At 48.4% G+C, this 12,441-nt stretch carries 4 protein-coding genes and 1 pseudogene; 2 read left to right on the top strand and 3 right to left on the bottom strand.

Annotated features, from left to right (window positions below; all coding sequences use genetic code 11):
- Window positions 1-9: 9 nt before the first annotated feature.
- On the top strand, window positions 10-936 hold the full coding sequence (locus AC0YN6_RS14615; protein ID WP_475747679.1) for a TIGR03943 family putative permease subunit: 927 nt from the start codon (window positions 10-12) through the stop codon (window positions 934-936).
- 186 nt (window positions 937-1,122) lie between these two features.
- Here AC0YN6_RS14615 and AC0YN6_RS14610 read toward each other — a convergent pair whose 3' ends face one another.
- The 3 genes from AC0YN6_RS14610 to AC0YN6_RS14600 form a co-directional block, all read right to left on the bottom strand.
- Entirely contained in the window at window positions 1,123-2,223 is a 1,101-nt protein-coding gene (locus AC0YN6_RS14610; RefSeq protein WP_475747678.1) for a HupE/UreJ family protein, read from the bottom strand.
- A gap of 99 nt (window positions 2,224-2,322) precedes the next feature.
- Window positions 2,323-6,444 carry a LamG-like jellyroll fold domain-containing protein gene (locus AC0YN6_RS14605; RefSeq protein ID WP_475747676.1) on the bottom strand — a complete coding sequence of 1,374 codons (4,122 nt, stop codon included), beginning with the start codon at window positions 6,442-6,444 and terminating at the stop codon, window positions 2,323-2,325.
- Window positions 6,445-6,890: 446 nt separating this feature from the next.
- A complete protein-coding gene (locus AC0YN6_RS14600) occupies window positions 6,891-11,798 on the bottom strand; it encodes an alpha-N-acetylglucosaminidase TIM-barrel domain-containing protein (protein ID WP_475747675.1) in 4,908 nt (1,635 codons plus the stop codon).
- A gap of 257 nt (window positions 11,799-12,055) precedes the next feature.
- Between AC0YN6_RS14600 and AC0YN6_RS14595 the strand changes: the two are divergent.
- Window positions 12,056-12,247 (top strand): annotated as a pseudogene (locus tag AC0YN6_RS14595) (transposase zinc-binding domain-containing protein); the annotation flags it as partial.
- Window positions 12,248-12,441: the final 194 nt, after the last annotated feature.

Raw genomic sequence — 12,441 nt, 5'->3', positions numbered from 1 at the left:
TGGACAACCATGAACGTCTGGAGCGCATTTGCGCATCGCATGATACGAGCAGTTGTTTTGTCCGCATTCGTTTATTTTATCGTCCAATCGGTGCTTGCTGATGCGTTGATTTATTATGTGGCGCCAAGAATGGAAGTATGGGTGAAATGCCTGGCCATCGGCATGTATGTGTTGGCCATGCACCAGTTCTACATGGCGGCAAAGGATGTGTTCACCAAACGTAAAGCGTCGGCAGTCGTCTGCGCTTGCTCGTCGCACAGCCATTCACAAGGGAAAGCGGGCATTATCGTCCTGTATGGAGCGCTGATCGTTCCGCTTATTCTCGCTTTCTCGTTTCCGGATGCGGCACTCGGAAGCAATATGGCGGCAAGGAAAGGCCTTAATCTGTCGCCTTCCGGCATTCTTCTTAACTCCGATACCAGAATCAGTTACGCAGGCACGAAGGACCTAACGGATGGTGCATCGCCACCCGGTACGGAGACTTTGTTTCCGGCCGACGAATACACGCTTCCTTACGCAAAACTTGCCGCTGATATGATAAGCCAGCCTCTTATAACGGTCTCCAATGATCTGTTTATCGTATCACTGACGACGCTGGATTTGTATCGGGATCAATTCGTCGGCAAGAAAGTGCAGCTTGAAGGTTATGTCTACCGTCTGGACGACATGTCCGAAAAGCAATTTGCCATCGGGCGGTTCGCCATGCGCTGCTGCACCGCGGATTCCGTTCCGCTCGCGGTATTGGTGGAATCGGACGATTCCGGAAAATGGGAAAACGACAGCTTCGTAACCGTTTTGGGAACGATCGAGAAACGGGTATACCGCGAGAAGGAAGTGTTGGTTATCGCAGCCAAATCGATTATCACACAGACGGAACCGTCCAATCCCTACGTTTACCAGGAATCCTTCTTCGGCGTTGAAGCCGCATCGCAATAACGGCTGTTCCGGACCCTGTACCTGCACGTTCAGGTATAGGGTCCTTTGCGCTCTCATTGAACCTGCCCCCGCAAGGGTTCTGCTCTTAATGCAGCCGTTCAACCTGATCTGGAAAAGGGCTGCTTCCCGGTATTCGTTCTACCAGGAAGCAGCCCTTTTCCTTGCACTTGGCTATGTAATAGGAGGCTACAGCATCCGTTCCACCGACCAAAAGGCGCCGACGGCGACAATCGCCGCCGAGGCGATCCGCAGTCCGATGGTGTAAAACTGCTCTCGTCGCTGCCAGAGAATGAGCAGCGGCAGCACGGCAGCGATTAGCGCCAGCTGCGCTGCCTCGATTCCTAGGTTGAAGCTCAGCATAGATACTACCAGATCGGCTTTTGGAATCGTCATTTCTTTTAAAATGCCGGCAAAGCCCATGCCGTGGATCAAACCGAATGCAAAAGTGATTAAGATGCGATGACGCACCTCTTTGGCCCAAATATTTTCCAGCGCCACGTAACATATGCTAAGCGCGATCGCGATTTCGACCCATCTCGAAGGCAAGTTGACCAAGCCGAGCACCGTAAGCGTAATGGTGATGCTATGTGCGACGGTAAAGGCGGTTACGACCGACAAGTATTGCTTAAGAGGCTGCTTCTTGATGCACAGCGCAAGCAGGAACAGCAGGTGATCGAAGCCTGTCACGATATGCTCCATGCCGAGCACGAAGAACGACCGCCAACCCTCGAGTTTCTCGAAGCTATGGCCCGCCCCTTCCGCTTTCACCGTTGTATCCCAAGTGCGCGTATCGCCTTTCAGCGCGGCCTCTTGCGTTCGTTCGCCATGCTTGTATGAGACGAGATGAACATAGGTGCCCGTTGGATCCCCGACGTACAAGTAATCCGTAAGCCCAAGCTGATCTCCCTCCATTACGGAAGGGAACAGGTAAGCCGCAGTCATGTACTTCACGTTATCCCGCTGCTCCATCCGAAGCTCCTCTAATTGACCGCGCTGAACGAGTCCGTTCACGGTCAACTGCAGATCGCGCGCTAGCCATTCGTCGATCTTGGTTTCGGAAGCTTGAATTTCTTCCAGCGTCAGTGTTTGATCGCCGTTCAAGTCCGCTGGCAAATATTCCGTCACGGACAAGTCGTCGATGGAGAACTCCCACCGCAAGCCATTCTCGGAAACCGTCAACGAACTGTACGAGGCGCTGAACTCATGGGCGGATACCGGGACAGCAAATATTACAAAGAGTATTACGGACAGCAGCAATCCCCTTAACGTGTGAATCTTCTTCATCATTTGCACTCCCTCATTTGTAAAAAACGGAGGAGAGGAAGACCGTTTCTTGTCCCTCTCCCCCGATTACTCATTCCTACCTAGTTGACGTGTTCGGCGTTTCTACCATTCGAATATCAATTTGGCAAGGATGACCAGATCCTTAATATCGATGCTGCCGTCATCGTTCAAATCGGAACTCTTGACCTGCGCCCAGTCCGAATCGGCCGAAGTTTTGCCGTAAGCCTTGGCGATGACAGCTAAATCGCCAATAGTCAACTTATTGTCGTTGTTATTGTCGCCGATAACACTCTCAATAACCGAATCTTTGAAGTTTTGCAGAGCCGCATTCAAGTCGGTTACAGCCTGCGTTACCTGCTCTGCCGTTGCCGCATCATCGGCCAGCACAACTGCGGCATTGTTGATAGAGGTTTGCAGTTTTGCTTTGGATCCGATTGGGTAATTGCCGATCCGGATACCCTCAACAGCGCTGTCATGCACTTGTTGAGCCTGCTCTATCAAGCTTTCCAGAGCCGTTTTATCTACTTCTCCTTCTTGGATTTGCAGATTTAACGTTTTAGCGGGATGCGACGTTTCTACACCTGCACTGTTTGCTGTCACAGTGTTGACCGTGATCGCCGTTTGGCCGTTGACTGAATCGGACTTCGCTTGCAGTTTGAGGTTCAGCAATATTTCATTCGAATCGGCGCTGCTCTCTCCCAAATGTACGGCAAGAAGCCTGACTTTACCTGCGATTTGATCATCGATCGCCACAATCTTGAACTTATCTACATCGAGCGATTCTGCACTTACGAATTCCACCTTGTCGACGTCATAGGTGAAAGTGATATCCTGCGCCAGCACATCTGGATTCCTTAGAAACCCGTAATGTAAAATTACTTCGCTGCCTGGCGCTATAATCGTCGGGCCTGCGGGCTCAAACAAAATGTCGGTTTCTTGCGCCCGAATAACGTTAATGGTATACACGCTGACCGCGCCGTTCTGAGCAGTTACCGTCACGGTTACCGTATTTTCACCGACTTTCAGAGCAGAGCCGCCGGCGATTTCCGCGGTTGACGTTGATTCCTTAGTGACATAGGTTACGTCAACGGAAGTAACCAGATTAGGTACGTGTACGGTATAGTTCAGCTTGTCGGGCGCGAAATCGTCGACCGGCTTGCTGTCTACCTTCAATTCGAGAAGCTGGGAATGCTCTTGATTGACGGCTTCACCGGTAAAATCAATCTCGCTCATGCTGGTGAACTTACCGCTAGTGCCGTAGGTGCTTTTGACGACAAATTTCACGTAACGGCCTTCCACCGATTTGTTCAGCACCACAAAATCACGGTATACGGTACCCGTCCATGTTTTGCCGAAGGTGCCGGTTGCCCGGTTCGCTTCATTGCCAAGGAACACCGGATCGCTCAGGTCGGACAGTGTGTCCGAAGCGTAAACCTCGAAATCCTTAGGAAATTCCATCGCGGATTGGCTGAGGCGGCTGGTCCGCTGAATGCCGCTAAGCTTGAACGCGTCTTTCATATCGACAATCACCCAATGCGGGAAGTCTGGCACGGGCGCTTGCCATTTGGAATGCCAGATCGTGGACGTTAAGCCGTCCAGAATGTATTGCGGCAAGTTGTTCTCGTAATCGTCATAAGAACTGTAAGATTCGACGGTGAAAGCCGTCTTCGGAATAAAGGAATAGACAACCGATTCCTTGGCCGATTTCAAAGCCCACATCAAGTCGATATAAGCCTGGTCGACCGCAGCTGCCTCGTCACCCACCGTCAAAGCTTTCGCTTCGGCAAGCCGGGCCTCCAGCTCGGCCTTCGATTGGACAGGAATAGACAAGCCCGTCGTCGCGTTGATATATGCCATGAATTGTTCGGATTCCGCGATACGAGCGGTCAACTGCTCGAAGGTGTACAATTCAATATCCTCATAATAGGAATCGGACAACGCTTTGGCTTCCGTTGCGGTCAACGAGCGCTTCCAAATTTTCAAATCGTCAAGCGTCACGTCTGCGCCGCCATACTTTTTCTTACCATCTGCGCCAATAATGATATTGTAAGCTGTATCTAAGCTGGAAGTATCGAAACCGGACAGATTCGACGTTGCTTTCTCGACGCCGTCGACATATACTTTCCCTGCTTTTCCTTCACGGTCAACCGTAATCGTATAATTATGCCATCCAGTGTCAGTGCCGGCTCGCGCGTCTATACGGGTCTTTCCGCCGATATTAAGCGTCATGCTGTTCGCGACTGCCGGACCGATATACCAGCCCGAGTTGCCTCCCGAATCCCAGTCTTTGTTGGAAATGACCGACTGGTCGCCTGCCAAATTTCCTTTGTGCCAGAACGATACCGTAAAGCTGCCATTACCGAATTTCAAATCAGAACGATTGCCCAGGTCAATGTAATTTGAATTGCCAGGGGCGATGCGGATCGCTTGCCCGGAAACTCCCTCAACATAGGATACACTGCCTGACGGGGCTGCCGCTCCGACTGAGCCTGCCGCCGCTTCATTCAGATCGTTCTCGAATTTCATATCCACGACGAGGTCATCCCACATCGTTTCTTCGTCGATCGGCGTTAATTCCGGTTTTGTGCCTCCAGTTACGACGGAAGCCTGCAATGTGGAGGTTTTGTTCCCATATGAATCGACACCGGTAACACTTATGATGAATGCAGATTGCGCGTTCAGCCCTTCGAGCGGAACATTCATACGGTTCGGAATCGGCGAATACATATAATCCGCCAGAACGCCGAACGATTTGACAGTATCGCCAGATCGCTTGTTTACGATTTTGATATCGTAATGATGCATCGATTGATCGTCCAGCGCTTGCTTGAACGAAAGCACCGGTACGTTATTCTCTCCTGTCACCATTTTAAGTTCATTGTTTTCCGGAAACTTTGGCGCTACTTTATTGCGATTTGCGGACGTATAAACGAAGTTTTGTTTGATCTCTTCGTTCGTGCTGCCCTTCAGCTCGACAACCCAGCTCTTGCCTGCCAAGGAGCCGGCGCTGCGGGGAGTCGAATCGGACGGGGATTTGTCCGGGTTGTACGCTATGCGATCTACCTCGACGCGATCCTCGTATACCTCGATGATCTGGGATTGGGGCGTCGTGAAAATGAAACGGCCCTGCTCCAATTTATCGCCTTCGACGGCAGCATAGCCGTGCTCTGTTTCGATATAGGACATCGATCCTAAATTAATAGAAGTGAAGTCTTTCTGATTAATAGAACGATCATCGTTAATATTCAAGTGCGAATGTCCCGAAAGCGTAATAACCTGCGGATAGTCCTTCAGGTCCGCGTACATATTCGGGTTGGATGCCTGCTGGCCGTCCATGACTGTGTTGGAAACCGGGTGATGGAAGGAGATGAAGATCGGCTTGTTGCGGTTTTCCGGAACGGACGTCAGTTCGGCAAGCCGCCCCTTCAACCAATTTCGTTGTGCCGTATCACCGTTATAGTTGTTGCTGTTCAGGAAGAAAAATGAATAGCCATTGATTGTTTTCTCGTAATATCCGTTCGATTGCGTCGTAAACCATTCTTCAGGGTAATGCTGCTTGACTTTGGCAACCGTCCAGTCATGATTGCCCATGGCGATTTGAATTTTCGTCGTCCAAGCTTTGCGGTCCAGCTGCGTCTGCAGCAGTTCTTTAAGGAACGGATGTTCATCCTGCTTATCCCCGCCGTTGTCGTTAATCATATCGCCTGCAATGACGATAGCATCCGGATTCGGCAGGATAGAGTCAATCGTATCGAAGAAGCTGTGATACTTCGCTTTAGTCTTATTTTCAGCTTCAGCTGTTCCATAGCCTACATGAGTATCCGACATGGCGACAAATCGCAGCAGCGGTTTTTCGGTTGATTTGATGATATACCCGTAAGTGGCGCTTTTGCTCCATACGCCGTCTTTCTCGGCGACGACGGCGATATTGGCCGATTCAGTCAGGACGATCGGAGAACCGTCATATTTGGAACTGGTTTCATCCGGCAATACGCCGTTCAAAGTGTAATACACATTCGCGCCCGGGGTTTCGCTATTCAAAGAGACGCTGACCGTCTCCTCGTAGCGTCCCGGTGCCTTCGATGGAACGGGCATTCCGACGGTCTCTGTGGCATACGCCCGCGAAGGGGAAATCGAATAACCGGATGGCACCGCGGAGTAGATGATGGAGCATGCGAGTGTGCAGGCCATTAAGGCCGACATGAATTTTTTGCCTTTCAACAAAATAATACCTCCTTAATAAAATACGAGATTGGTGTTGCGGCTTTGGATGCGAATCAAAGAAAAAAGCTTTATTACAGCTCATCACTCCTTTTCTTGAACAACAAAAAACACAAAATATAGTTAGTGATTGTGTTGTTTTATTCGTTATTCAATTGTATTTTATGGTTTTTTTGTTTGTTGGACATTATCTGTAATTAAATAATTTGTAAATGATGGGAATTCGGTTCATCTCCCCCTAGGCTATCCACCAAATAAAAAAAGTCCACGAAATAATCGTGGACTTGAATGGTTTATTTGGTGGAGCCTAGGAGGATCGAAACCCTGACCTCATCGTTGCCAGCGATGGCTCTCCCACGTTGGTTAGTTTCACTACCAAAAAAGTTTAATCTAGCTCCAAGACCCAGGGGCAATGTTCCAGCTGCAGGTTTTATCGCTGAATATCGTCACTACATATTCATAATTAGCGTTGCAATGGCTGCGAGGTCTTCAATGTCGATTTTACCGTCCCCGTTCATATCCGCTGCCTTCGCTTTCTGCCATTCAGCACTTGCTTCCATTAAGCCATAATAAGCTGCTGCAACGGCCAGATCGCCGATGCTAACCTTGCCATCATGATTAATATCTCCCCTAATTCCACCCGTTATAACCTGAATGCTAATGGAGGACTGAGCTGCTGTTTCTTCGTCGCCTATACGATCCCCAAGTAGAGCATTTGAAATTGAAATCGTGCCTGATGTAGATTGTGACACGTTTTTAGCTTGAAAAGTCACTTCAAATATTTGCGCATCGCCGGTCACCGCATAGTCCTGACCTTGGCTTGCAGCAATAAACCTCAACTTGCCTGGAGTATCACTCACATTCTCCAGAAGGTTGAATCCTTCAATCAACGGTCTAGCGGATACATACTCAAATACATTAGAATCGTAATTCATCGTGATGTCCTGTGCGAATATGTCTTTAGTCAGATGACTTAGTCCAAAATCAATATGGAATTGTTGTCCGACCGATACGGAAGGATCGCCTTGTAATGTAGTAGCGGGTGTTTTCGTTGTTTCCGGTACAACTGTGATGAGGCTTACTGCAGTGTGACCTCCATCTACACTTGTCGCGGTTATGGTTGCCATCCCCGCCTGTAAACCGGACACCGTGACATGACCGTCCGTAACCGTCACTTTTGCTATGTTGTCATCGCTACTTGACCAGGTTACGGATTTATCCGTTGCGTTGACAGGTGTTACAGTTGCTGTTAATTCCACCGTTTCTCCTGTTTTCAGGGTGATGGCAGTCTGATCGATTTGAACACCGCTAACGGGCACGCGTAGTGGGTGTCCAAATATAAGAAACTCTTGAAACGCCGTCCAGTTCTGTCCAGGTGCTTGATCGAATGTGATCCGCACATGCCTTCCCTGTGCATTGAAACGGTGAGACTGCACCTGGCTGGTGTCGGTATTATTCATTTTATCTACAACCGTTATCCAAGAAGAGTTATCCTTAGAAGCCTCAATCTTATACTTCCACAGCACTTGCTTCTCAAAATGAATTTCGCCACCTGACAGATCGTAGTTATCTCCCAAGTCGACTGCCCACCAATTGCCGGCACTTCCACCGTTCGCAATCCACATACTGGACAAATTTCCATCGTTGCCCTTGGATGAAGAGCTGGAAGAGCTAATAGCGGATGAAGGCTTATTCAACGCAAGATTCGCAGGCCGAGGTAAGACCGTTACCTGACTTGTCGCTTTGAAATCTCCGTCCAAACTGGTTACCGTAATCTTGACTATCCCCGCTTTTAAACCTGTTATAATGGCTTTATCGCTACCGGATGCTTGCACTTTCGCTATAGCTTCATCGCTGCTTGACCATGTGATTTTCCTGTTCCAAGCATCCAGTGGCAACACTGATGCGGTCAGTTCCGAAGTTTCGCCCTCGATCATCGTAATCGTTGTATTGTCCAATTGAACTCCAGTTGCAAAAGGCCCTGTTGTTACAACCTTAATCTCGGTAATCGCTTTGAATCCTCCGTCCACCGTTGTCGCGGTTACGCTTGCCGTGCCTTTCCCTTTTGCTGTAACAGTGCCATCGCTGTCTACGGTAACGACACCTGCATTACTTGTCGTCCAGACAACGGCTTTGTTGCTGGCATGGATCGGTGCGACCGTGGCGATTAACTTCTCCGATTTGTTCGTATCTAAGTTAAGTGTAAGTTGCGGTTTGCCCATTGTAATGCCGGTTACTGGTACGCCTCTCGTATTAACCGAGAAGCTATTAAACTCCACTAGTCCATTTATTTTGGAGGACACATTGACTGCGCTCATAAACAGACCAACATCCTGCTTCTCAGCACTGCTCGGCACATTTGCCGTGCCAACGGTCGTCCAGGCCGTTCCATCCGAGCTGCATGATCCTGTGAACTTAGAGCCTGCACGATCAAGCTTTATGTATACAGGTGCAGCAAATCCCGCCTTGGACGATACGGATTCGAACATCCCGTCACCGTTCGCGTCCCATGAAAACACGCAGCCGTTGCTTGGCGTAACTGCAATATTCACATATCCGCCCGAGTCATTTGCTGCTAAATCGTTTCTGGCGATAATGCCTGCTCTCGCCCATCCCCACGTATTATCCTGATGGACAACATGTGTCATCACTGAGGTATCTGCTGTTAATGCTTGATCCTGATAAATCGCTCCATAACCGTTCGTACCGCCCCACAAATCTTCCCCACCGCCAAAAATCCCAAAATTATCTCCAGACTGCCCGAACTGCGCATTGTTAAATGAGACTGTTTTATAGGCCGCTTCTATTCCTTTTGAAACAAAAAGGCGAAGCTTACTAATCGATTTCTCAGTTTGATCTCCTGTACGGTACGTTGACTCCACTGACAATGCTTGAAGCAGATTATCAAGGGTACTTAGATCGGAAGTGGTAGTCACTTCAAATTTTACCGTAAACGATTCTCCGGGATTGATCTGATCAATCGTTGTTGCTGTCAGAGCTTTCACTGTAAATGAAGAACCCGGAGCAACGGAAACAGCCACCTCTTTAGCAGACGTAAAACTATAGTCATTTTTCAGAGTTGCCGTGATCGTTGCCGGTATTCCGGGAGTAATAACAGCTTTATCTGCGGTAACGGTAATCCCTAATGGGGACGAGCTACTGATCTCATCCATTACTTTTTGAGCAATTTGATAAATATCACCTTGCGGCTCGGTTGCATAATTGTTTTGTTGTCTCGCCCATGCTTCTCCCACAGCGTACCAATCAATCTGTTGTTCCGGTCGACCTTCCGAAAGCGCCGCCTTTAACTCATCGAAGTACATGCTCCATCGTGAATAATAAAAGTCACCTACCAAACCGGCCCATTCCCGGTTCGCGTAATCATGAAGCCCGCCTGAGGTAGAGCCCGAGCGGTCTCCCCAAACGGTAAGAATCGACCGTACATCGTACTCCAGCATATCGCTTTCGGCTGCGCTAGCCGCCATTGACTTTGCACTTTCCAGTCTTGGTCCAAGTAAAGTCTGTGAATTCGTCGCCACTACTTCATCAAGAAGCTTCATCCATTTTAGCCATGTACCAGTTAGCTTATTGAAATTCTCCTTATCTTGTGCGTCGTAGGCAGCCTTAATCTGCGGTAGCAGGGTTCGGCTTCGATTGGATAGTACCTGACGGGTAACGTCCATCAGATCATATCGGTAAGCGTCATTATTACGAAATTCCGAATTCACACCAAGTAAATCAGGCAAGGCTTGATCGAAAGCAAGACCATCGTACCGCATATTACCCGGGGACCAGGCTGCAGCTGTATTTACGGTAAGACTAGGCTGCGCTCCAAATAAACCATCTTGCGATTCGCTCCAACCGTTCGCGGGTGTTTGATAAGCAGTCTGGCGAATGGTGTTCCATGCAGCCTTCGCGTTCTGATCCGTACCGCCATACCGTCTCTCCGCCCAAGTATCGAACCACTTCTCTAAGTCAACCGGACCTTCCTGCCACGCGATTTCTGTGAAAAAGTCAAAGGCAACCGGATTATTCTCACTTCCCTCCGGCATCAAGGCAATTCCGGACAGCTTGCTGCCTGATTTCTCCTTCCACTTCCAGTAACTTGTATTCCATTCAGCCAAGTTGGCACCCATAGTCGTATGACCGCCGAAATTCCAAATGGATCCGTATGCATATGGGATATTGAGCCAAGATTGCTCTCGATTTAAATTGGCATAGCGGTCTGATAATCCGTCAAGAATGAGCATCTTCGATTTATCAAGGGATGACAACAGAGTTGATGAAGGATTATTCTGCCATCCGAGAATCGCCCATATCGCACCAGGATGTGCAGCCTGAAGTGCCGTTTCAACAGCTTTAGCTGCCGTGCTGACCGGGACATCTCCCGCATTCCCACCTTCGTGAAGAAGATCCATTTTAAACATAGTTGTGATACCAAAACGCTGAACTTGATTACGGTAGAATGATTCCGCAACTTGTGGGAATAATCCATTCCGCGGATCAAGCCAATCAGGACGGTTAAAGCCCACCCAGTTTCCTTGAGGGATAATGCGTGCTCCGGGATTCTTATCTACAAACTTTGTAGGGACGGTGCCGAAATAGCCAGGGAACACAGGCGTCATTCCGAGTTCACGCAAACGATCCGCAATTTTCTTGCCCAATATGGCACGCTCGTTAATCAAATTTTCCGTGATCGGCCCTGTAAAGCAGCACATGTTTTGCAACAGCCACCAGGGCTGATGACTTGGCTGCGGGATCCAATCGCTCATTTCCTGAGCGGTATACCCGAACTCCTGAAAGGTGTCATAGTAGACAGCCTCTTGGCCTACTGTCACTAAAACCTCCTTTATTCCGTTTAACGCCAATACGTCTATCATTCGCTCCCAGTCCTGCCAATTCCGGTAGGCACCGGTATAGCCATCATCCGTATCGTTCAGCGCGAAACGATGAGGAACATTGGCCGTCTGAACAATCTCCTGTTTCGGTAACGGGAGTTGTTGTGGGAGATTTAGCTGATCCCCGTTCCAGTTTATATTCGCCTTTGCGACATATTTCAAATACCAGTTGAACCCTGTCAGGAGGACAGCTGGGCTTGTTCCTGATATTTCAACCAATCCATCCTTACTTGTAATACTGAAATTCTCTCCTTCCTCACCTAGAGGTACAGCTACAAACCGCACCTGTTCATAGTGATTCGGAACTAACCGTTTCAGCACATCAACGGCAGGCATGGTGTTAAATACTACTGGTTGAGCCTGGGCTGTTGATATGATAGGCGAATGAACTCCAGTTCCTATTCCTATGATCGTAACCAGCGAAAAAACCAAAAATGCGAGAAAAATAACTTTTTTCATATACTCACCTCTTTCATCATTTTCAGCATGTGCCTATATGGGATCTTAGGATTAATCTCTGTACACTCCTCCTATTTCTCCATAGATATGGGGCGTGCGAAAACGCATAGTCTGGAAGTAGAACAGTTCCCCCATATAAAAGGTACATTTCTTGAAAGCGCTTAACAATGATCATTTTTGAAGCAAGTTTGATATTAATTGTTCTGTGTAAACAAAAGGCCCTTGTTAGACAAGGACCTTCTTAGAGAGATGTATTGCCCAAATGTCAAACGTTAAATAAGGAACGCTGGATTGAAGCCAGGAAAGACGCTTTACTGAATGTCGGTTATTTTCATGTTGTTTTTACCATCCCTGATCTGTTAAATCCGATTGCTTATCAAAACCCAAGGATTGTTTATGATATTTTATTTAAGGCCGTTGCCGAAACCTTATCTGAGCTTTCCGCTGACATACAAAATTGAATGATCCGCCAAAGCCAAAGTTGACCACCCTTGATTTTTAAAAAAAGCTGACGGGTAAGGATCTCACCATCTCTCCTTGCTGTGGTATTGGCCATCTCGGTAGGGGTTCGCCAGAACAGGTAATTGCATAATGTTTTTCAAATGCCTCTTTATTGGGGAGGGGAAACTGTGTCTAATCTGGC

Source organism: Paenibacillus sp. J22P15, assembly GCF_056269345.1.
Note: the sequence above shows the minus strand (reverse complement) of the source record. Positions and strands in the feature narration are given on the sequence as shown.

What these genes read in the sequence shown, in the direction of transcription:
- AC0YN6_RS14600 (WP_475747675.1), bottom strand. Translation starts at nt 11,798, where the DNA reads ATGAAAAAAGTTATTTTTCTCGCATTTTTGGTTTTTTCGCTGGTTACG.
- AC0YN6_RS14610 (WP_475747678.1), bottom strand. Translation starts at nt 2,223, where the DNA reads ATGATGAAGAAGATTCACACGTTAAGGGGATTGCTGCTGTCCGTAATA.
- AC0YN6_RS14615 (WP_475747679.1), top strand. Translation starts at nt 10, where the DNA reads ATGAACGTCTGGAGCGCATTTGCGCATCGCATGATACGAGCAGTTGTT.